The following is a 21,159-nucleotide window of genomic DNA, read 5'->3' as shown; positions in this document are numbered from 1 at the left end:
AATTTTGATGAATGGAAAAGGAGGATGAACTCTTTAAGGGTTCCGGAGGTACTTCCAACTATCGGCGAAATGCTTGCTCGTTTGACGGATGTGGATGCCATGTGGTTATCCGACTTCAGAGCAAGAAATGACAGATCAGCCTTCACTTGAACGGTTGAAGGTGCTGCGGTAGAAGAACACTTAAAAAATTTCGCGGTGTGGTTTTTAAACGGAGGAACATGGTATAGTATTACAGAGGGATGCGAATAAAGGAGAATCGGACGGATGATGATTGTACGCAGTTTGAGCAAAACCTTTCCCCCCGATCATCGCGTACTGCAGCGTATCAGCTTTCAAGCGGACGAGGGCGATTTGGTGGCCTTGCTAGGAGCCAGCGGAAGCGGCAAAACCACTTTATTCCGCTGTCTGATGCTGAAGGAAAAATGGGATGAAGGCCAATACATTTATGAAGGTAAGGACATTACATTGCTAAACGCTTGGGAGAAATTCCAGCTGCGCAAGCAGTGGGTTTATTTAGAAGAAAAGCCAAGCTTGAACCTGAAAAAATCGGCTGTGAAAAATGTGCTCAGTGCACTGCTGTTCAAAAAATCGTGGTGGCGCTTTCTCACCAATACGGTATCGGAAGACGATCATATGGAAGCGATGGATTATTTGGATAAAGTGGGTCTGCTGGACAAAGCTCATGAACCCGTTGAGAAGCTAAGCGGCGGGGAAAAGCAGCGGGTTGCGATTTGTAAAGCATTGATTAAGGGCGCTAAGGTGATTTATGCGGATGAGCCGGTGTCCGGTCTGGACCCGGAGGCGGCCAACCGTGTGCTGGAGGATCTGCAATCGATCTGCCGTAAAAATAAATTACTTGTCCTCTGCAGCCTTCATCAAGTTGAGCTGGCTGAAAAGTTCGGTACAAGAATTTGGGGATTGTCGGGCGGCAAGCTAACCGTCGATATCGCCGGACGCCGATTGACGCAGCGGGAGAAGGATCTTATATTTTAATTGAACTTACATATAGAAGCAGCAAAAAGATCGTCCTGGCATGAAGCTCAGGGCGACCTTTTTATTATGATCTTGAGGCAATATGTGCGGCAATTCGTCCACCGTGCAGCCGGCCGGTTTCGATAAACACTTCATTCGCATTGGAACCGGATGCGGCTACCCCTGCAATATAAAGGCCGGGTACCGTTGTCTCCATCGTGCCCGGATCATGCTTCGGCACACCGTCAGCTTCAACGTTTAATTCAGCACCCGCTTTTGTCAATAGGCCGCGATCGGGCCGGAAGCCTGTTAAGGCAAGTACAAAGTCGATGTCGAGCCTTTGCTCTTGTCCATCGGTTACCACGGTAATCTCCGATTCCGATATATGCGTTACACGTGATCGGAACAGCATCCGGATTCGGCCTTTGCTTACCATGCTTTCGAATATGGGAAGGACCCAAGGCTTAATAACCGAGGAATACTGTTCTCCGCGGTAAATGACCGTCACGCTTGCTCCGGCGCGAAGCAGCTCCATGGCTGCGTCGATAGCGGAGTTACTTCCTCCGATCACGGCTACCCGGGTACCGGTATAAGGATGGGCTTCTCTGAAGTAATGGGTGACATTCGGCAAATCCTCACCCGGAATCCCAAGTATATTCGGGTGGTCGAAGTATCCGGTGGCCACGACAACGCGGCGGGCCTGAATCGATGTGGAGGAGCCGAAGCGATTTTGTACTGTCAATTCGAACGTGCTGTCAGCTTGCCGGCTGATCTCTGTAACCGTCTCATAAGAACGGATACGAAGCTCGTTTCGCTGAGCTACGCTGCGGTAGTAGTTCAATGCTTCGAGCCTGTACGGTTTATCATTCGGAGTCGAGAAAGGGAAGCCTCCGATTTCAAGCAGCTCCGGTGTACTGAAAAATTGCATGTACGTTGGGTATAAATAAATAGAATGCACGACGCATTCTTTTTCGATTACGAGTGGATTCAAACCGATTCTTTGCAGCTCTAAAGCGGTGGACAAGCCGCAAGGACCCGCTCCGATTACAATAACATCTTCCAAAACAAACACCTCGCCTGTTTTCCCATGAATACTGGTATGTATGATTGATCCATACTCATAGTAACCGATTCAACAACCACTTTCCAGTTTGCGTTACATAAGCGATATTCGAGAGCTAGGATGAAATTGACTGCTAGGCTTTCACACAGCGCGACGAGGGAGTGCGCTTAATACTCGAATATCATATTGAAAAATGGCGTTATTATCGATGATATTCCAATGGATTAGCCTAGTTAAAGAACGCATCTTCTGTCGAGGTGTGTTCTTTTTTTATACACAATATTGGATTTAAGAGGTAAAATTGCAACTTCTTAGATGTATGCTGCGTATTACTACATGTGCACATTTGATCGTAGGTCAGGAGGGAACAACATGATGGAGTTGTATTGGGGTCTGCTTATTACTGGAGTATTGTTTGCGCTTGTGACGGTGCTGTTTGGAGACTTGCTCAGCAGCGCAGTGGACGGATTGTTCGATTGGATGTCCGGCGATGTGCTGCATTACTTACAGCCGATGGTGCTGTTCAGCGGTCTGACGGTACTTGGAGGCGCGGGCATACTGCTCACGAAGTACTCCCCATTTGCGGCTGCTGTGGTGTTGATTTTGTCTCTGCTGGCCGCCGTCCTGTCCGGGGTACTCATCTATTTCTTTTACATCAAGCCGATGGAAAATACCGAGAACTCGTTGGCTTTCTCCATGCAGGATTTGGTCGGAAGGATCGGGGAGGTATCGGTGCCGATTCCGGCCCAGGGCTGCGGAGAGGTGATGATGCGGATGGGCGGAGGCGTAACGAATCAAATTGCGGAAAGCTTTGACGGTAACGCGATCGAGGCGGGTACAAGAGTGGTGACGGTGGAAGTAATAGACGGCACGCTGTTCGTAACCTGCCTGGACGAACCCAAGTTGTAAAGGAGAGATGGGAATGGTATTAAATGAACTTTTGACGATTCCAATCATCGTTGTCGGGGTGATCGTCGTACTAGGTCTTGCGTTCTGGGCCCGCTACAAAACAGTAAGTCCGGATGAGGCGATGATTGTCACCGGATCGTTCTTGGGGAGCAAGAATGTACTGACGGATGATACAGGACGTAAAATTAAAATTGTCCGCGGCGGTGGTTCCTTCATTCTTCCCGTGTTCCAGCAAGCTGAATTTTTATCTCTTTTGTCCCACAAGCTCGATGTATCCACCCCAGAGGTTTATACGGAGCAGGGCGTGCCTGTGATGGCCGACGGCGTTGCCATTATCAAAATCGGAGGAGCCGTTGAGGATATCGCCACAGCGGCGGAGCAGTTCATGGGCAAACCGACAGAAGCGTTGAAGGGTGAGGCGCAGGAAGTGCTGGAGGGGCATTTGCGTGCCATTCTGGGCTCGATGACGGTCGAGGAAGTGTACCGGAACCGTGATAAATTCGCGCAGGAGGTTCAAGGAGTAGCAGCCAAGGATTTGAAAAAAATGGGTCTACAGATCGTCTCCTTCACGATTAAGGATTTGCGTGACAAGCACGGTTATCTCGATGCCCTCGGGAAACCTAGAATCGCAGCGGTCAAACGCGATGCGGAGATTGCCGAAGCGGAAGCCGTTCGGGACGCAAGGGTTCAAAAGGCACGCGCCGAGGAAGATGGGCAGAAGGCGGAGTTGCTGCGTGATACGAACATCGCCGAGGCTTCAAAGGAAAAAGAGCTAAAGGTTGCTTCATTTAAGAAGGAGCAGGATACGGCTCGCGCAGAAGCGGATCAGGCATACCATATTCAAGAAGCTCGCGCCAAGCAAAGCGTTGTTGAGGAACAAATGCGTGTTGAAATCGTTCGCAAGGAAAGAGAAATCGATATCGAAGGTAAAGAGATTTTGCGCCGCGAGAAGCAGTATGATGCTGAAGTGAAGAAGAAAGCAGACGCCGATCGTTATGCAGTAGTTCAGGCAGCGGAAGCGGAGAAGGCGAAGCAAATTACGGAAGCTGATGCCATGCAATACCGCATAGAGGCGGAAGCCAAGGCGATGGCGGAGCAGAAGCGGCTCGAAGGCTTGGCCGTTGCAGACGCCGAACGAGCCAAAGGAACAGCCGAGGCGGAGGTCATTCGTCTGCGCGGTTTGGCCGAAGCGGAAGCGAAGGAGAAGCTTGCCGAAGCGTTTGAGAAATTCGGCGAAGCGGCCGTACTCGATATCATCGTGAAGATGCTGCCCGAGCTGGCAGGTAAAATTGCCGAACCGATCAGCTCGATCGATAAGCTCACCGTTGTCGATACGGGCAATGGCGAAGGTGCCGCACGCGTAAGCAACTATGTGACACAGCTTATGGCTACCGCTCCGGAGATGCTGAAGAACGTAAGCGGTATTGACGTGGAGAAACTGGTCAAAAGCTTAACAACACGTACAGGACAGAATGTTTCCGGCATCCAAAGCGTACCGGCTCCTGCGCAGGAGCCTAAACAACAACCATAGCCAGCTTACGAACCGCACGTTATTATTTATCATTATCTTACGAAATTGAGATTGACAATGGCCTAAAGGCAGCTGCTGCAGCTGCCTTTTTCATTTTAGCTGTGTTCAATAGGAAGCAGAAGGTCATTGGCGCCGTTGCCAGCTTTCGGAACAAATCCGAGTTATATCGTCTGGATGTGGAACTGTCGCAGGTCAACGATTTGCCGAAGGGCTGCGTGCTCAAACGCATGAATACTCCAACAAACTCTATATCATCTCTGGCTTAATTCATCTCGAATCGTATCAAAAGGTTGTAAAGATGATTTCAAGAGAATCCGACGTACATCAAAACTTGATTCAGTTCATCATGCGTGAAAATTCCAAATCCGGTCATTGGCGGACAATACCATGGAAACGCTGATTGAACACCACTCCTCTGAAGAGAAGAAAGTGATGATGTTTTTAAGTGATCTTGGCACCGATTTAATGATTGAATGTGAAGATAACGGCCCAGGGATCCCAGCGAATTGCTCCGACCGACCTTATCTTTAAAAAAGGAGTTTCCAGTAAAGAAGGCGAGCACCACGGCATGGGCATTCCTTGGTTAACCACGCCGTGCAAAAACTCGGTGGAACGATTCTACATGAGCCTAATGCAAGGATCGGGAAAGAAGGAAGCCTCGATCATTGGAGTTTCCCTTCCCAAAGGTTGGATAAGCTGACGCTGGATAAAATCATTGGGGCCATGACAGCGGCGGATGCACCATTAACCGCGGAACAAACCGCAAAGCGGGATGGCGTTAGCCGTTCTACCGCCGGCCGTTATCTTGAGCACCTGGTTGCGGAAAACAAGCTGAGGGCAGATCTCTCCTACAGAGACGTTGGTCGGCTGGAGCGTGTATAACGAAAGTTAGATAATTAATTCCTATTAAATATTTATGACATTAAATATTTTTCGGTTAATATGGAAAGTAGCTGAATGCCGACTTCGTTATGCCCGCCTTCGGGTATGATGAGGTCGGCATATTTTTTTGAAGGCTCGATAAAGGCTTCATGCATCGGTTTGACCGTATTTAAATACTGATCGTATACGGATTGGATCGATCTTCCACGCTCATTCATGTCGCGCAGCACGCGCCGCAGAATACGTACGTCCGGGTCGGTATCGACGAATACCTTGATATCGAGAATGTCGCGCAGGTGTTCATCGGAAAGTACATGAAGCCCTTCTATTATGATGATTTTGTTCGGCAGCAGTTCCACCTTTGCTGTTTCAGACCGTGCATGCTGGGAGAAATCATACACCGGCGCAAAGACCTTAATCTGACGTTTAAGCTGCTTCAAGTGCTCAAGCAGCAGAGGGTTATCGAATGCCAGCGGGTGGTCGTAATTGATGGATTCTCGCTCAGCTAGAGAAAGATGAGAGTGATCTTTGTAATAGTTATCTTGAGACACGAAAGTGACCTTGTCCGACCCAAGCCGGTCGATGACAGAACGCGCCACCGTTGTTTTACCCGATCCCGTGCCGCCTGCAATGCCGATAATTAACATGATTAATCAAATCCTCCTACAGAAACGTAATCCATTGTTAATCTTCGTATTGTAGCATAATCGTTTCTGGAAAACGAGCTATCTGAAGCACCCTCCAGCAGTAACCACACAGCACTGTGGCACGTGCTTCATGTTTTGTGGTATGCTCTGTTAAAGCTCTATTCCATGAGACTAATCTATAACGTTCAGGCGATTCCGCCGCAGTATAAGAGGAGGAAGACACGATGAACGAGAATTTTATCAAGATCAAAGCTCTTGAAGGGGACTTGAAGCTATCTCATAAGAAGCGCGATTTCGGCCTTACGGTGTCAACCAAAGAATTGATCTTCCAAAAGCCTCACGCAAATTACCATATCAAGCTGGAGGACATCATCAGCATTACACCGTTTCAGTTTCCCACCGGCTCCCGTCCGATTCGACTGAGTACCAGTAAGTTTTCCGGCAGCGAGACTGTGAATGTGCAGGCAGGAATGCAGCATTACCGTATCTACGTGAGGGAAGCAGTGCTGCATAACCGGAGTGGCATCTTGCAGTTGGGCTCGGCCCAATTTATTCTACCCATTCTGCACGACTTGCTTATCGCCATATCTAAGTATGGCGGATTGGAAGCCATTATGTGAATAATTGTCAAATACCAAAATACCCTGCAAAGGCATAGCTGCCAATGCAGGGTATTTCATTACGGCCCGTAATCAAGGCCATAAGCCATGATTATTTCCTTGGTTCGTTCATAAGATTCAGTTGTTCTAACAATTTGAAGAACAGACTGATTATAATGGCTAGGACAGTGGCGAGCGCCATGCCTTTAAGCGAAAAGCTGCCGATGGTTAGCGTGGCTCCGCTAACCCCGATAACGAGAACGATGCTTGTCAGAATTAGATTGCTTGCTTTGGAGTAATCCACTTTCGTTTCAACTAGCATCCGTACGCCGGATGTCGCGATCACGCCAAATAATAGGAGACAAACTCCGCCCATGACAGGCACGGGGATCGTTTTAATTAATTCGGTCAGCTTACCGAAGAACGACAGGATTATGGCGATGATCGCAGCCCCTCCAATAACCCAGGTGGAGTATACGCGGGAGATGGCCAGGACGCCGATGTTTTCGCCGTACGTCGTATTCGGTGTAGAGCCAACGAAGCCTGAAAGGATCGTCGAGATCCCGTTGCCGAACAAGGAACGATCTAACCCGGGGTCTTTGGATAAATCTTTTCCTACAATATTGCCTGTTACGATCAAGTGTCCGATATGCTCGGCAATAACGACCAGCGCAGCGGGTGCGATGATCATGATGGCCGTAATCGAGAACTGTGGATAATAGAAGGTCGGCAGGGCCAGAACATCCGCTTCCATAACGGCTCCAAATTTTACGAAGCCCATGAAGTAAGCAAGAATGTAGCCGCAGACAATGCCGACAAGTATCGGGATGATCTTCAGAAATCCCCGGAATACAACAGAGCCTACGATTGTTATGATCAGAGTGACGGACGAGACGATAATTGCCTTAGGATCTGGAGACCATTCTGTAGCGGTTGCCGGTTTAATGAAGCCAGCCATTTCGGCAGCTACCGGCACGAGTTCCAACCCGATGACCGTTACAATGGCACCCATTGCCGCAGGTGGAAACACAATATCGAGCCAGCGCGTTCCAACGGCCCGAATCAACAGGGCGACCAAGGAGAATATAATACCCGATACAATGAAGCCGCCAAGAGCTGCTTCATATGGCAGTCCCGCGCCCAATACGGCAAATACAGGGGACAAAAAGGCAAAGCTGGAGCCTAGATAGGCAGGGATTTTCCCTTTACAGATCCATAGATACAGCAATGTGCCGATCCCGTTCATCAGCAGGATCGTGGCTGGGTCCACATCAAACAGGAAGGGTACGAGCACGGTCGCGCCGAACATGGCAAACAAGTGCTGGAGACTGAGCGGCAAACTTTGAAGCAGCGGCGGACGCTCGTGAACTCCGATAAATTTTGATTGATTCAATACGATACACCCCTTGGCGGTCTTGGTTAATAGTATAAACACCTCAACTATCTTATCAAATTTCGACAAAAATGCCATACTTTTTTTGATCCAACACGCTATAATAGAAAAAGAAAAACTGTAGTTCATAGGAATCGTTCCTTATCGATAAATAGTTATGACTTATCATTCATGCTTGAAAGCGAGGTGAGAAGGAAGAATGCCGGATTGGAGTTATCATACCCTATTCAAGCCTCTGCTGTTTCGTATGGAGGCGGAAAGAGCCCGAAGCATCACCTTTGGAGCCATCAATCTGTTATCGCGCCTTCCCGGGGGCGGGGCCATCATACGTTTCATGGGACACATGGATCCGCCTGAAGAGCTGACTCGTGAGGTTCTTGGAATTCGCTTCGCCAGCCCGGTAGGCTTGTCTCCCGAGCTTTCAGCCGACGGCAGAGGTATGAGGGCATTATCCGGCTTCGGTCTTGGTTTTTTGCAGATCGGGACGGTGTATTCCGACATGACAGAAGCATCGCATCCGCGGACGAAAAGAAGAGAACAGGATAGGCAATTGGTCTATTCGGAGGCAACCAACCGGATTTCAGTTGAAGCAGCACTTGCAATCGTTCGCAAACAGGGGCCCATAAAGCTGCCCCTTGGTATTTGGCTCGGTACGCTAGAGGAAAGCCCGGTACATGCGGCGAATGGAATCCGCGCTGCTGCGGAGCGGCTTTCGGAGCATGCGGACTTTTATGTTGTACATAGCGAGGATTGGATCCATAAACCACTGCATTGGCGCCTTGAAATGCTGGAAAATCTGCTGCTCTCTGAAGGGATCGGTAAACCAGTGGTGCTAGCCTTTTCCCCGGATACACCGTTCTTGGAAGTTGAAGCTATGCTGGAGGAGCTGCCACCTTATATCATTCAGGGTGTCGCTATCACGGATGCTTTAAAAGAATCGGATGACGCGTGGGTGATAGGTCCGCCAAGCAAGTCGATTGCTGAACGTTTGGTTCGGTCCATACGGGAACGCTGGGGAGAGCGATATGCGATCTTGGCATCGGGAGGAATATCCGATCCGCAGGATGCGTTGGATCTCATATCCGCCGGAGCTGACCTGATTGTTCTGCACAGCGGATTGGTTTATGCCGGTCCCGGACTACCCAAACGAATAAATGAAGCTGCTGCCTTCACAATCGGGACAGCAGCTTCGTACGAGTGTGGACGGTTTTGGAAGGGGTGGGGCTGGATCGCAGGGCTTGGCCTGGCCATGTGCATTGGCGGCATTCTCGCCTGGTGGATTGCAGCGACGGTCGTCATGCTGCCCTATGACGAAGCTTACGTAGGCATACTGCGGGAGAGATTCACGGCGATCAACGAGCGGCTGCTTCATTTTATGGCCCATGACCGAATGACGCTCGCCGGAACTATGATATCGATCGGCATCGTATATCTCATGCTCGCTGGTTTCGGTATCCGTAAGCGGCTTCATTGGGCCAGGCAAGCTGTGCTGTATTCCGCCTCAGTTGGCTTCTTGAGTTTTTTTCTGTTTCTGGGCTTTGATTATTTCGATCCGCTGCATGCGCTCGTCTCGCTTCTGATTCTGCCGCTCTTCGTGATCGGGATGTGGGGGACTCACCGGTCCTTTCATTTCGGGATGCCTTCTCCTGCTCTAAGGAATGACCGGGCGTGGCGAAGAGGGCAGTGGGGACAACTGTTTGCCGTTATGCTTGGGGCTTCGCTTATGGTAGGAGGGTTCGTCATTTCTATTGTCGGGATCACATTCGTCTTCGTACCTGAAGATCTGGCATACTTGTGCACAAGCGTGCAGGAATTAGCGGAGGCGAACGAGCGATTGATTTCTTTGATCGCACATGACCGGGCGGGCTTCGGAGGGGCTTTATTTTCCCTGGGCATAGCGGTTCTGCTCATGGCCTTATGGGGAATACGCAGGGGAGAAAGCTGGATCTGGTGGACGCTAGCACTATCGGGCCTGCCTGGTTTTATAGCGGGTTTAGGAGTACATGTGGAGATCGGCTATACGAATCAATGGCATTTGGCGCCGGCATATCTTGTTCTTGCTTTTTATCTATTGGCTTTGTGGTTTTTGTATCCTTATTTGTTCTCAAAATTTCGAAAATCGACTGAATAGTATGCCTGTGGAAATCGTCATGCCGAATCCGTCTGCGAATCACGGCGATTTCCATAGTAATGCCTTTGGCAATACATGAAGAGATTCGGTGGCCTTGATTCATTGGTTCATATTCTTCAAAGGATCAAGATCGATTTGATATTCGACGTTGATGTTCATCTTACTCCAATAGTTGGACCATTCTTTTTCACTCATCGATTTTTTAAAAGGGCGAAGAGTATGTTTTCCAACTTCCAGAGGATCCACCTTCCATTCTTGCATTTTTTTCAGTAAATCCACGGTGTGTTTCTTCAAAAATGCGTTAATCTCATGGTTAAGAGCCAGAAAATCTTCGTAATCATGAAGGTTTTTATTCCCTCGGTATTCATCGATTCTGCCGCTAAGATGGACTATGAATGAAAGGGATGAGTAATCCTGATTCAATTTCATGTAGGTATTTCCCCGCACATGATCTATGCTTACAGATAATTCAGGTAGAGGTAGAAGCTTAAGGTAATGATCGTTGTTAATAAGCTGCAGGATTTCATCGTCAATTTTGTTAATCTTCCCGATTAGCTTGTCATGACGGAAAAATGCGGTCCCCTGATAGGTGAAGTTGTTTTTGTCCACCTTGAAGACAGGGAGGATCGGATCCGAGAAGGGTGTGTATAATTTGTTCTTGAATTGATGCAGATTCACTATGCTCATTTCACCTTGGTGCTTATCTTCGTAGTGCTTGAACATGCGATATAGAAAATAATCCAAATTGGCCTGCTGGGATAATTGACTATTGATGTAATCACTGAAATTCCCGTCCACTATGGCCACATAAAGACGCTGGGATATATTAGGGTCATTCAGCAGGGTATCAATCATCGAAAGAATTCCTTTTTTGGCAAGCTCCTCATTAATTAATATCATTCGAAGCTGTCCGTTTTTTAATTCCCGATAATAAACTAGATTAAATTCCTTCCCGCCCTGCTTTAAAAGTTCGACATTCTTGGAGAGAAGCCGCTTCTTTTCTTTAATCAACGGGGGGACCAAGGTGCTGATGTTTAATTTGCCTTCTCCGCCATCCTTGATAAACCAGAAAATCACAGGGGCGATTTCCTCAATCGTATTATTCTCCACGAACGGGGAGCATCCGGTTATGAGCAGAATAGCGCTTAACAGTCCTCCTAACAAAGCCCTTTTGATTTGTCTCATACCTAAACGCGCCTCCTTCGTTTGCTGGCCATTAGCAGGAATGATGGGACCAGAAGGTACGTTAATGCTCCCAAACCTATCTCCACCATGAGCCCGATATTCTCCTCTGTTCCTTCCATCCATAAGGTCTCTTTAACAATAATGGTGCATACAAAAATCAGAGAGCAGCTTGCCATAAAACCGATCAGGGTGCTAGGCTTGTTCCAAGTACCCATGACGATCCGTGCGCCACCATATAAAAACAGCTTGAAGATGGATGCAGCAAATGCAAAATGGATCATATGTATGGAAATCATAATCATATCCAATCGTTCCGTAACGGGCGACTGCAGGTATCGGATCATATTGATCACCGGAAACTCGCTTATGAGCAAGTAATTGGAACCGAAAAAAAATAACGAGGCGACAAACACAATCACATATTCCATGACAGAAAAGGCATTCGCAATCGTCAAATATTTTAGTATCTTTTGTTCCGGGCTTAGCCAAGGAAGCATGAATACCAGAAGTTCTGGACCCGAATAGCAAGACCATAAAAATACCAATTTATTCCATAAATCCTTGGGCCATTCAGTTGGAATGATGGGAAGTAAATCTTGAAGCGAAGCAATGGGCGGAATGTAAAAAGGAATAAACAATAGGAGCATCCAAACCGACAACAAAAATGAGATGACAACAAAGCGAATCGTTTTTTCCATCCCATGTCCTGCTATATAGCAAGTGAGGAGAAAGATAAAAAAAATGAGCCAGTTCATATTCATCCCAGGGAATATAAATTGATGAACAATTTCTATATAGCTCAGTGTGATAATAGTGATTTTGACTAATATAATCATCCAGCCAAGAAAAGCAAAAATACGAACCGTAGGCTCACCGAAGAGTTTCACAAATCCTTGATAATCTTTAGGAGACGTCACTGATGAAAACCATTTGGAGAAGAGCATGATATTGAATTGCGATAATACACCCATGACGATAATCCCCCAGATCATATAAGGATAAACCAAATACATAGGAAGGATAAAAAAATAGTAAAGCAGCTGTAACCGGTTAACCATTAGAATGACATAAATGCCGTCAAAGGTAGACGATTTATTAAAGATAGAAAGTGAACGCATTCGATCATCTCCTTCGTTTATAACGGAGCTTATCCAAAGGATAAAGAGATTCCGGACGAGCTTTCATCCATGCTAGGGGACCTCGAATGAACGTATCGATCCAGTCCTTCCAATAGAATGGAGCTACCGGTGCAAAATAAGGCTGCTTCAGAGAGCTAAGTGCATTCAGATGAGCAAGAACTCCAATCATTCCAATGGCGATACCAATCATTCCAAGAAAAGACGAAAGTACAAGAAATACGAATTGAATGATCGTATTTGATTTAGTGACCAAATAATTGGGAACCAAAAACGAAGCGATCGAGGAGATTCCTACCAATACGATTAACACTTTGCTAGCGAAGCCGGCTTCTACCGCCGCTTGTCCAATGACGATACCTCCAATGACACCCAAGGTTTGACCTGATTTAGAAGGCATGCGCAGACTGGCTTCTTTGATGATTTCTAAAGTAATTAACATTAAGAACGCTTCCCAGAATGGTGTGAAGGGCAGTTTGCTTCTGGATTCCAGTAACACGAAAAGAATTTGCAGCGGTATCATCTGATAATGATGAGTGGCTAACGCTACATAGACCGGGATCAATACCACCGAAATCAAAAAACTGACATATCGAATGCAGCGAAAAAAACTTGCAACAATCCAGCGGTTGATATAATCCTCGGGGGATTGAAACAAATGAAAAAAAGTGATGGGAGCAACGATGGCAAACGGCGTATTATCGACCAGAAACAACAGTTTTCCGAGACCCAGAGAATAAGCGCAGGCATCCGGTCGGTCCGTTTGCAAATATTGAGGAAAAACGCTATGCATATGATCATCCATGAAAGCGGTGAGATTGGACGATTCCAGAATTAAATCAAAATCAATATTGGATAATTTATCTCTTGCGATAGAAACAAATTCGGGATTCGTCAATCCGTCGATGTACATGAGCACAATTGATGTTTTGCTTAAATACCCTACGGTATATTGCTCCGTCTTTAGTTCGGTTATAGGAATTCGCCTGCGGATCATGGTGATATTTTGGTCCAATTGTTCGCTGAAGCTGTCTTTGGGTCCGTAAATAATCGTTTCCGTTTCTGAGGATTCAATGGCTCGGCTCAACGGATTAGCGAGAAGAACAGCCCACCAATGATTCCTGAATGCATCATATATAAGAACTGACCCTTGCAGTAAAAGCTTTACCGCCTCTTCCAACGTAGCGACGGCAAACACCTTAGAGTTTTGAATACACTCATAAACGGTATCATAGGTACAATGATTCAGCGGTTTAACAATGGTATCATTCAGACGCTCTTGGTCGATTAGAGTTCTTATGTACAGGAGGGTTACCTTTTGATCTACGTTCGTTTGGCGTTCAATGATTTCTGCATCATGCATGTTGGCCAGCAGCAGTTTTAATGCATCTAAGGAAAGAACGGAGTTCTTACGAGGTTCAATTTCCTCATGTGCGGTTCCGATATTTGCTCTTTTCCAAAACCTGAACATAGATATCACCTAAACTTAACTTATTATTTTGGTCACACCATTAAAATTATCGTATATTTCAATTTCTGCATTTATTATGAACGGTTAGTCTTTTTTTCATCCAAAAGCTAAAGAATTACTGCGTATGTAAGACCAAAATGATCAAAAGAACCAATATGATCGAAAGATTGTTTTGTTCATTCATTAGAATTATTATAAAAATGTCAATGTAACCGCTTTCGGAAAGCGTTTAAATGACATTAAATTGGAAAATAAAAAACTACATTTAGGGGGAAATCGAAATGAAGAAAAAAATTTTTGGCAGTATTCTGGCAGCGTCCTTGTTGGCCCTGGCTGTAGCCGGCTGCGGTACGGCTCCTGCTTCTAACGGTTCAGCAGGCAGCACTCCTGCGCCAGCTAAAGAAGAACCGAAATATCCGACCAAACAAATTGAAATTATCGTACCGTTTGCTGCTGGTGGGGGAACGGATATTTTCGCAAGGGCGATGAGTGATTATTTAAGCAAGGAGTGGGGACAGCCGGTCATCGTCGTGAACAAACCCGGAGCGGGCGGTGCGACAGGAACACAGGCGGTTCTGAAGCAAGGCTCGAAGGACGGCTATTCCGTTGTGACTCAAAGTGTGTCTGCTGTAACAGGATTACTGGCGGGAGTTCCGAACTTGCCATTTAAATATGAAGATTATCAGTTTATTTCCAGAAATACGAATGACCCGCTCGCATTTGTTGTGAAGTCTGATGCGCCATGGAATAGTATTGAGGAGCTTAACGATTGGGTGAAGCAAAATCCGGACAAACTTACGTTTGCAAGTAATGGTCCTACAGCTATCGCTACCTTCGGTGTCATCCAGTGGTTGGATAGTATCGGCGGCGATTTTTCTAAAGCCAAACTTATCGTGACTAATGGAGCCGGTGATGCGCTTCCGAAGGTTGCAGGCGGACACATCACACTTGGCGTACAAGGGGTAAGTGAGGTATCCAATCTGGTTAAGGCTGGAAAGTTGAAAATATTGGCTGTAGCTTCCCCGGAAAGAAGTCCGTTCTTCCCTGATGCTCCTACTTTAGAAGAAAAGGGTGTTAAGAACATTACCGCATCGTTCTGGGTTGGAGTTTCCATGCCGGCTGGGGTTCCAGATCATGTAGTGAAAAAATGGGAAACAACCCTTGAGAAAATGCACAAAGACTCTGCTTTCCAAGAGAAACTGAAATCCATGAGTGTTCAAGGCAGCTATCAGAATCCTACGGAATATGCCAACTATGTAAAGGAAGAATTAGCGCTGTTCTCTGAAATGGTAAAAGCAAAGGGACTCATTAAGTAATTAATTTTTTAGCATCGAAAAAACGATAGCGGGAATTCATTCCTCCTTCTGTGAGTAATACTGCAGAAGGAGGAAGTGTGTAGAAAGCTTTTTGTGGTGTTTATTGGAATTCGGAGATATGCCGGGCTAGCGTCTACATTATTGTTGAACGGCTACTGTATCGGTCTATTCTAAATAAAGGAGGGAGAACATATGCTGGCTGATCGTATAGGAGGAATTATTAGCGTTATTTTCGGGGGCATCGCAATGTCGGAGGCTATACGTCTCTATCCTTCGCGAATGGATACATTCGTCGGAGATCACACCATGCCTGGGATTGTAGGTGGGGCATTAATATTATTAGGTTTGCTGATGGTATTCTTTGTGAAGGGTGAGAGTTTTAAGGTAGAGTTCCCTGACCGTGTAATTATGAGAAGTATGCTCCTCGCCTTAGGATTATTATTCGCATATTGGTTTGCGATTCAATATTTGGGGTATGTTATCAGCACCTTATTGGTTGCTATCGGATTGTTTAAAGTGCTGGGTTTCTTCAGTCTTGTCAAATCCGCTTTATACGCAACGGTTCTAACGACCATATTTTATTTGATCTTCGTTTTTTGGCTCAATATGCCATTCCCAACGGGAATCTTCAATGTATAACGAAGGGGGGAACCATTAATAATGGAAGCAATAGGTATGCTTTTACACGGATTTGCAGAAGCGCTGACACCCCTTAATCTTGCAATGGCCATATTGGGTGCTCTGGTAGGAACTCTGGTCGGCATGCTGCCGGGTCTCGGACCTACCTCAGCTATTGCTATATTGCTGCCGTTAACGACAGTACTTGGTCCTGTTGAAGGAATTATTATGTTGGCCGGAATCTATTATGGTGCTATGTACGGCGGTTCAACTACCGCCATTCTGCTGAACATTCCTGGAGAGGTTTCGTCGGTGCCGACATGTTTGGACGGTTATCCGCTTGCCAAGCAGGGAAAAGGGGGACCAGCGCTCGGTATCGCCGCGATCGGCTCCTTCGCAGCTGGAACAATGGGTGTCGTTGGACTTGTCTTTTTCGCTCCGATTCTTGCGGATCAAGCGCTAAAGTTCGGCCCTCCCGAATATTTCGCCCTCATGTTGCTAGCGCTAACTGTTATTGTAAACTTAGCGGGAAATTCGATTATAAAAGGCTTAATCATGGGACTTTTCGGATATTTGCTTTCCATGGGAGGAATGGGTCCTTCCGGAGGGCAGATGCGGTTTACGTTTGGGAGTGATGCCCTATCGGCCGGCATTGATATGATCAGCGTGATCATTGGGCTGTTCGCGATCACCGAGGTCATCAAGGGGATGGAAGAGAAGACAGGCGCTATCGCCCCCGGCAAAATTGGAAGCGTTTATCCAAGTTTTGCAGATTTGAAGAAGAGTTATAAAGCGATGTTCCGGGGTGGATTTATTGGTTTTATCCTTGGATTATTGCCTGGATGTTCCACCGCAGTTACGACCTTTTTGGCCTATGATATGGAAAAGAAATTGTCCAAAACGCCGGAAAGATTCGGTCATGGAGCGATTGAGGGCGTTGCAGCGCCGGAAGCGGCCAACAATGCGACGAGTTCATCGGGTTTTATCCCGCTTTTCGCTCTTGGAATTCCGAGTTCGCCACCGCTTGCCGTATTGCTTGCAGGTTTGATGATCTACGGGCTGCAGCCGGGACCGGTTTTGTTCGAACAGAGTGGCGGCTTTGTATGGACAGTCATTGCAAGTATGTTTATCGGTAATTTGATGCTGCTCGTATTAAATTTGCCGTTGGTCGGATTATGGGCAAAGTTAACAAGTGTACCTTACGGAGTGATGGCGCCTGTCATTCTTATATTAAGCATCATTGGCGCTTATACCGTAAGAAACAGTTTATTTGATGTTTTCATGGCGCTAGTTTTCGGCGGAATCGGATACTTTTTACACAAATATCGCTGGCCGGTGGTTCCTCTTATTCTCTGCTTTATATTGGGGCCGATGTTCGAGCAATCCTTTGTCCAATCCATGTCCATGTCGGGAGGCGATTTCACTGTATTCTTTACGCGCCCGATTTCTTTAACTATTCTGATCCTTGCTTTTGTGCTTCTTTTTGTATCACTGATTCTAATCCGACGCACTAAACAACGCGTAAAAGCGGCGGTTGGTTCTGAAGTTGATATTGCGGGATAAAGACTCGAAATAGTTAATTTCATTAAATAAAAAGCTGAAGGGAATTCTATACCTTTGCATTGAAACTTCATTATCGAAGTTTCAAGTGCAAACTATTGTTAAAGTGGGGGTATGGTCTCCATACCCTTTTTACATTTTCGCCTCATAACATTGACTTCACTCAAAGCATTGATTACATTTAGTATTAAATCGTGTCGACAGACTACAAGAGGGTGAAGTGGATGGATTCTTATTCAGTCGAAAAACCGATGCCTTATTACGATCAACTGTACCATTCCATCAAAAAAATGATTTTCGACGGTGTGTTCAAACCGGGAGAGAGAATTGTTGAATCCAGGTTGGCAAAGGAAATGAATGTGAGCAGAAGTCCCATCAGAGAAGCGATCCGAGCTTTGGAAAAAGAAGGTCTGGTCGTGATAGACGAAAAATCGCGAATTATTGTGTATAAGCCGACAGTGAAAGATGTTGAGGATATTTATCAATGCCGCATGGCACTTGAAGCATTGGCTGTCAGAGTGACCGTTCAAAAAGCGACCGACGTTGAAATGAAGCGTATTGAAGATAGTCTGTCGTTGGCCAAAGCAAAGATTAAGCAGCCGAATGGATACGATAAGGACGAAGTGATTCGTTTAAATGAAGAGTTCCATGATTTGATTATGACATTTAGCCGCAACAATCGTTTGCAAAAACAATTAAATGATTTAAGATCTTTGATGTTCTTATATCGGATTATTAATTTCTATGGAGAAGGACGGGATTGGACGATTTATAACGAACATGCGGAAATATTTAGTTTCATGAAAGAACGAAACGAGGAAGCAGCATCTGAGGCAATGGTACGCCATTTGACAGCCGATTATAATCATTTGACTCAAGTACTAAGCGATTCCGATTCTATTTAATGGTAACGATCCGATTAAAAAACGATTTAAAAATGAAATCGGATCTGTTATACTTTAATTGTTTACTGTCGACAGTCTTCATTAATATGGTTAAAAAGGAGGTTAGATCGATGCAATACCAATTGATTTCTTTCGATGTATATTCAGCTTTGACTGATATAGAAGGAAGTCTGGTACCTGAATTAAATGAGCTTATTGATTCGGAAATCATTGACACAACGGCATTTTTCCGGGCTTGGCGTACAAAGCAATGGGATTATTTATTGCTTAACAATTCCTTGGACAGCGAACACTTCAAATATGATTACATTACCCGGTGCACCTTGGAATATACGGCCAAACGCTTCGGAATCGAAATGGACGACGAGATCAGAGACCGATTAATACGTGCCTGGACTAGGTTACGCACTTGGCCGGAGGCGGTGAAAGTGATATCCGAAATCCAACATAGAGGATATGAAATCGCCATCTTGTCGAATGGAACGGAAGCCATGTTGAAAGCGCTCCAGGAAGAGATCGACATTCAATTTAATTATATTTTTGCTTCTGATCAAGCGGGAGCATATAAACCTAGTCCCATGATTTATCAGCTTCCGCTTACTAAGCTCGGGTTGGATAAAATGGAATTATTGCATGTTGCAGGTTCTTCATTTGATGTGATGGGGGCTAAATCGGCAGGGCTTACCTGCGCCTGGTCCAATCGGTTGAACGATTATACGCTCGATCCCCGTTTTAGTCCCGATTACGAAATGCGCGATTTAACCGGTTTGCTTCAAATTTTAAGCCCTTGAAGGGCATAATGGGGAGGATAAACATGAAACAATTTGACATTGCAGTTATACCAGGGGACGGAATCGGTAAAGAAGTAGTTCCGGCAACATTGGAAGTGTTGAACACCGTAGCGGAAGTTCACGGCGGGTTGAATTTTAAATTCACCAGCTATCCATGGAGCTGCGATTATTATTTGGAGCACGGAAAAATGATGCCCGATGACGGAATGCAAATCTTGCAGAACTTTAATGCCGTATTTCTCGGAGCGGTCGGTGACCCTAAGAAGGTTCCGGACCATATATCCCTCTGGGGACTATTGATCAAAATTCGCCGTGATTTTGAGCAGGTTATCAATATGCGTCCTGCCAAATATATTCAAGGAATTCAATCTCCTCTACATAACCCGAGCGATTTTGATTTGATCGTGGTCAGAGAGAATAGCGAAGGAGAATACAGCGAGGTTGGCGGACGTATTCACAAGGGTGAGGACGAGGTAGCCATTCAAGGAGCTGTATTTACTAGAAAAGGGACGGAACGAGCCATCCGTTACGCCTTCCAGCTGGCTGAGCAAAGAAAAGGACGTCTCACAAGCGCAACCAAATCTAATGGAATCGTGCACTCGATGCCATTCTGGGATGACGTGTTTCAAGATGTCAGCAAGGATTATCCGAATATCGAAACGTCATCCTGCCACATTGATGCATTAGCCGCATTCTTTGTTACTCGCCCACAGACGTTCGATGTCATTGTCGCAAGCAACCTGTTCGGGGATATCTTGACCGACTTGGGAGCGGCAATCATGGGCAGCATTGGGATCGCTCCAGCAGCCAATATCAACATTAACGGGAAATACCCATCCATGTTCGAGCCCGTTCACGGCTCTGCACCCGATATTTACGGCAAAGGCATTGCTAACCCTATGGGCCAAATCTGGACGGCGAAGATGATGCTTGATCACTTGGGCGAGGTCGAAGCAGGTCGTAAAATGCTTGAAGTGATGGAAAGTGTTATCCAGGATGGCTTCAAAACTCCGGATATCGGCGGCAAAGCCTCGACTACCGAAGTGATCCATGAAATTTGCCGTCGTCTAAAAACAATTTAAAGGTTATTCAACAGAGGCGTAACTGCTTCTGTTTTTCTTTTGTCTGTTTATAACCATTGCTTGAGAAAGTTCATAAAGGTTTGGCAGGCTTTCGATAAATACGTATCTTTGCGCCATGAAGCTCCCAAATGAAGAAATACAGGGGGGTTCAATGAAACAGGAACCAGCTGATGATCATCATGCTTAATGACCATGCGCAAAAACAGAGTAATACCAAAGCCTTCGGATACCAAGGATTTGATTAACGATAATTGATTGGTCGAGAAGGTGACATTGGGTTGGACGGTGGCCGTATGGCTTGATTCCATAATGATTTTTCTTTGTAAATAGCCTTCCTTAAATAAAACAAGGGGCTCATTCAATATCTCCTCAAGACGTAATGAAGAACGGCGTGCAAGAGAGTGACCGACAGGCAGACAAACCACCATCTCTTCTCTTAACAAGGGGATGACTTCATGATGCTCCTGATGGTGATCGCCGAGGGCAATGATTCCGATGTCAACCTCTTTGCGATCCAATAGCTTTTGGACCTCCAGCGTGCCTGCTTCAACGACGCTGATGGTCAGAGCTGGGTATTTCTTTTTAAATTCCTTGATGATTTGCGGAAAATAATAGCTGCCAAACATGGAGGGGAGGCCGATACGGATTTCTCCCTTTTCAAGCCCGCGTAATTCTTCCATCTCTTTACGTGCTTCTTCTATACGGCTTAAAATAGCTCTTGCATGAACGAGCAGGGCACGGCCTTCCGGTGTAAGAGCCACTGCTTTTTCGGAACGGTCAAACAGGGTTAGCTGCAGCTCTACTTCGAGTTTTTGAATGGACTTGCTAATCGCCGGTTGGGCGACAAGCAGTTTCTCAGCCGCTTTGGTGAAGCTTCCCGAATCGGCGATCTCTACAAAATACTGCAGTTTTTTAAAATCCATCGACGGTTCTCCTTTTGCTCAGTACTATTCCTAAAAGTTATGTAA

General features: G+C 46.1%; 21 protein-coding genes. 14 read left to right on the top strand and 7 right to left on the bottom strand.

Annotation, left to right across the window (positions count from 1 at the left end):
• Positions 1-264 precede the first annotated feature (264 nt).
• Complete coding sequence (locus tag JOE45_RS04305; protein WP_210021364.1) at positions 265-993, top strand: phosphonate ABC transporter ATP-binding protein; 729 nt, start codon at positions 265-267, stop codon at positions 991-993.
• A 64-nt stretch (positions 994-1,057) separates the two neighbouring features.
• Here the strand turns inward: JOE45_RS04305 and JOE45_RS04300 are convergent, their stop codons facing one another.
• Positions 1,058-2,035 (bottom strand): YpdA family putative bacillithiol disulfide reductase, encoded by a 978-nt coding sequence (locus tag JOE45_RS04300; protein WP_210021365.1) that lies wholly within the window; start codon positions 2,033-2,035, stop codon positions 1,058-1,060.
• Between the two features lie 372 nt (positions 2,036-2,407).
• Here JOE45_RS04300 and JOE45_RS04295 point away from each other — a divergent pair, with 372 nt between their 5' ends.
• The 5 genes from JOE45_RS04295 to JOE45_RS23375 all read left to right on the top strand — a co-directional run bounded on the left by JOE45_RS04295 (position 2,408) and on the right by JOE45_RS23375 (position 5,357).
• Positions 2,408-2,944, top strand: a complete 537-nt coding sequence (locus tag JOE45_RS04295; protein WP_210021366.1) for an NfeD family protein — start codon at positions 2,408-2,410, stop codon at positions 2,942-2,944.
• A 13-nt stretch (positions 2,945-2,957) separates the two neighbouring features.
• Complete coding sequence (locus JOE45_RS04290; RefSeq protein WP_280874167.1) at positions 2,958-4,475, top strand: flotillin family protein; 1,518 nt, start codon at positions 2,958-2,960, stop codon at positions 4,473-4,475.
• A 154-nt stretch (positions 4,476-4,629) separates the two neighbouring features.
• Positions 4,630-4,875, top strand: coding sequence for a Spo0B domain-containing protein (locus tag JOE45_RS23385; RefSeq protein WP_348632582.1), 246 nt, complete (start codon positions 4,630-4,632; stop codon positions 4,873-4,875).
• Positions 4,863-5,006 carry a hypothetical protein gene (locus tag JOE45_RS23380; RefSeq protein ID WP_245246588.1) on the top strand — a complete coding sequence of 48 codons (144 nt, stop codon included), beginning with the start codon at positions 4,863-4,865 and terminating at the stop codon, positions 5,004-5,006. The genes JOE45_RS23385 and JOE45_RS23380 overlap by 13 nt, the downstream gene beginning before the upstream one ends.
• A gap of 63 nt (positions 5,007-5,069) precedes the next feature.
• Positions 5,070-5,357, top strand: a complete 288-nt coding sequence (locus JOE45_RS23375; protein ID WP_245246586.1) for a response regulator — start codon at positions 5,070-5,072, stop codon at positions 5,355-5,357.
• Between the two features lie 32 nt (positions 5,358-5,389).
• Here the strand turns inward: JOE45_RS23375 and udk are convergent, their stop codons facing one another.
• Positions 5,390-6,004 (bottom strand): uridine kinase, encoded by a 615-nt coding sequence (gene udk, locus JOE45_RS04280; RefSeq protein WP_210021367.1) that lies wholly within the window; start codon positions 6,002-6,004, stop codon positions 5,390-5,392.
• Between the two features lie 224 nt (positions 6,005-6,228).
• Between udk and JOE45_RS04275 the strand changes: the two genes are divergently transcribed.
• The gene (locus tag JOE45_RS04275; protein ID WP_210021368.1) at positions 6,229-6,624 is read left to right on the top strand and encodes a hypothetical protein; all 396 of its coding nucleotides are present in this window, start codon (positions 6,229-6,231) and stop codon (positions 6,622-6,624) included.
• Between the two features lie 91 nt (positions 6,625-6,715).
• Here the strand turns inward: JOE45_RS04275 and uraA are convergent, their stop codons facing one another.
• Positions 6,716-7,996: a uracil permease gene (uraA, locus tag JOE45_RS04270; protein WP_245246584.1), complete on the bottom strand. Its 1,281-nt coding sequence runs from the start codon at positions 7,994-7,996 to the stop codon at positions 6,716-6,718.
• A 199-nt stretch (positions 7,997-8,195) separates the two neighbouring features.
• Between uraA and JOE45_RS04265 the strand changes: the two genes are divergently transcribed.
• Positions 8,196-10,127: a dihydroorotate dehydrogenase gene (locus tag JOE45_RS04265; RefSeq protein ID WP_210021370.1), complete on the top strand. Its 1,932-nt coding sequence runs from the start codon at positions 8,196-8,198 to the stop codon at positions 10,125-10,127.
• Positions 10,128-10,226: 99 nt separating this feature from the next.
• Here the strand turns inward: JOE45_RS04265 and JOE45_RS04260 are convergent, their stop codons facing one another.
• From JOE45_RS04260 to JOE45_RS04250, 3 genes are read right to left on the bottom strand one after another with little or no spacing between them, the layout of a single operon-like run.
• Positions 10,227-11,312 carry a Ger(x)C family spore germination protein gene (locus JOE45_RS04260; RefSeq protein ID WP_210021371.1) on the bottom strand — a complete coding sequence of 362 codons (1,086 nt, stop codon included), beginning with the start codon at positions 11,310-11,312 and terminating at the stop codon, positions 10,227-10,229.
• 2 nt (positions 11,313-11,314) lie between these two features.
• Positions 11,315-12,430, bottom strand: coding sequence for a GerAB/ArcD/ProY family transporter (locus tag JOE45_RS04255; RefSeq protein ID WP_210021372.1), 1,116 nt, complete (start codon positions 12,428-12,430; stop codon positions 11,315-11,317).
• Between the two features lie 4 nt (positions 12,431-12,434).
• Complete coding sequence (locus JOE45_RS04250) at positions 12,435-13,919, bottom strand: spore germination protein (protein WP_210021373.1); 1,485 nt, start codon at positions 13,917-13,919, stop codon at positions 12,435-12,437.
• A gap of 281 nt (positions 13,920-14,200) precedes the next feature.
• Here JOE45_RS04250 and JOE45_RS04245 point away from each other — a divergent pair, with 281 nt between their 5' ends.
• From JOE45_RS04245 to JOE45_RS04220, 6 genes are all read left to right on the top strand, one after another.
• Positions 14,201-15,235 carry a tripartite tricarboxylate transporter substrate binding protein gene (locus JOE45_RS04245; RefSeq protein WP_210021374.1) on the top strand — a complete coding sequence of 345 codons (1,035 nt, stop codon included), beginning with the start codon at positions 14,201-14,203 and terminating at the stop codon, positions 15,233-15,235.
• A 192-nt stretch (positions 15,236-15,427) separates the two neighbouring features.
• On the top strand, positions 15,428-15,874 hold the full coding sequence (locus JOE45_RS04240; RefSeq protein WP_210021375.1) for a tripartite tricarboxylate transporter TctB family protein: 447 nt from the start codon (positions 15,428-15,430) through the stop codon (positions 15,872-15,874).
• A gap of 21 nt (positions 15,875-15,895) precedes the next feature.
• Entirely contained in the window at positions 15,896-17,416 is a 1,521-nt protein-coding gene (locus JOE45_RS04235) for a tripartite tricarboxylate transporter permease (protein WP_210021376.1), read from the top strand.
• 221 nt (positions 17,417-17,637) lie between these two features.
• Entirely contained in the window at positions 17,638-18,318 is a 681-nt protein-coding gene (locus JOE45_RS04230) for a GntR family transcriptional regulator (RefSeq protein WP_210021377.1), read from the top strand.
• Positions 18,319-18,428: 110 nt separating this feature from the next.
• Positions 18,429-19,109 carry a haloacid dehalogenase type II gene (locus JOE45_RS04225; protein WP_210021378.1) on the top strand — a complete coding sequence of 227 codons (681 nt, stop codon included), beginning with the start codon at positions 18,429-18,431 and terminating at the stop codon, positions 19,107-19,109.
• Positions 19,110-19,132: 23 nt separating this feature from the next.
• Positions 19,133-20,191: a tartrate dehydrogenase gene (locus tag JOE45_RS04220; RefSeq protein ID WP_210021379.1), complete on the top strand. Its 1,059-nt coding sequence runs from the start codon at positions 19,133-19,135 to the stop codon at positions 20,189-20,191.
• Between the two features lie 47 nt (positions 20,192-20,238).
• Here the strand turns inward: JOE45_RS04220 and JOE45_RS04215 are convergent, their stop codons facing one another.
• A complete protein-coding gene (locus JOE45_RS04215) occupies positions 20,239-21,114 on the bottom strand; it encodes a LysR family transcriptional regulator (RefSeq protein ID WP_210021380.1) in 876 nt (291 codons plus the stop codon).
• Positions 21,115-21,159 lie beyond the last annotated feature (45 nt).

The organism is Paenibacillus sp. PvR098 (genome assembly GCF_017833255.1).
Classification (GTDB): Bacteria; Bacillota; Bacilli; order Paenibacillales; family NBRC-103111; genus Paenibacillus_G.
The sequence above is the reverse complement of the archived record's forward strand: the minus strand, read 5'-3'. Positions and strand labels throughout refer to the sequence as shown.

Bases quoted from the DNA above. Each gene is read 5' to 3' on its own strand.
- JOE45_RS04305 (WP_210021364.1), top strand. From the start codon at position 265: ATGATGATTGTACGCAGTTTGAGCAAAACCTTTCCCCCCGATCATCGC.
- JOE45_RS04295 (WP_210021366.1), top strand. From the start codon at position 2,408: ATGATGGAGTTGTATTGGGGTCTGCTTATTACTGGAGTATTGTTTGCG.
- JOE45_RS04290 (WP_280874167.1), top strand. From the start codon at position 2,958: ATGGTATTAAATGAACTTTTGACGATTCCAATCATCGTTGTCGGGGTG.
- JOE45_RS23380 (WP_245246588.1), top strand. From the start codon at position 4,863: ATGGAAACGCTGATTGAACACCACTCCTCTGAAGAGAAGAAAGTGATG.
- udk (WP_210021367.1), bottom strand. From the start codon at position 6,004: ATGTTAATTATCGGCATTGCAGGCGGCACGGGATCGGGTAAAACAACG.
- JOE45_RS04275 (WP_210021368.1), top strand. From the start codon at position 6,229: ATGAACGAGAATTTTATCAAGATCAAAGCTCTTGAAGGGGACTTGAAG.
- JOE45_RS04265 (WP_210021370.1), top strand. From the start codon at position 8,196: ATGCCGGATTGGAGTTATCATACCCTATTCAAGCCTCTGCTGTTTCGT.
- JOE45_RS04260 (WP_210021371.1), bottom strand. From the start codon at position 11,312: ATGAGACAAATCAAAAGGGCTTTGTTAGGAGGACTGTTAAGCGCTATT.
- JOE45_RS04255 (WP_210021372.1), bottom strand. From the start codon at position 12,430: ATGCGTTCACTTTCTATCTTTAATAAATCGTCTACCTTTGACGGCATT.
- JOE45_RS04250 (WP_210021373.1), bottom strand. From the start codon at position 13,919: ATGTTCAGGTTTTGGAAAAGAGCAAATATCGGAACCGCACATGAGGAA.
- JOE45_RS04245 (WP_210021374.1), top strand. From the start codon at position 14,201: ATGAAGAAAAAAATTTTTGGCAGTATTCTGGCAGCGTCCTTGTTGGCC.
- JOE45_RS04240 (WP_210021375.1), top strand. From the start codon at position 15,428: ATGCTGGCTGATCGTATAGGAGGAATTATTAGCGTTATTTTCGGGGGC.
- JOE45_RS04235 (WP_210021376.1), top strand. From the start codon at position 15,896: ATGGAAGCAATAGGTATGCTTTTACACGGATTTGCAGAAGCGCTGACA.
- JOE45_RS04230 (WP_210021377.1), top strand. From the start codon at position 17,638: ATGGATTCTTATTCAGTCGAAAAACCGATGCCTTATTACGATCAACTG.
- JOE45_RS04225 (WP_210021378.1), top strand. From the start codon at position 18,429: ATGCAATACCAATTGATTTCTTTCGATGTATATTCAGCTTTGACTGAT.
- JOE45_RS04220 (WP_210021379.1), top strand. From the start codon at position 19,133: ATGAAACAATTTGACATTGCAGTTATACCAGGGGACGGAATCGGTAAA.
- JOE45_RS04215 (WP_210021380.1), bottom strand. From the start codon at position 21,114: ATGGATTTTAAAAAACTGCAGTATTTTGTAGAGATCGCCGATTCGGGA.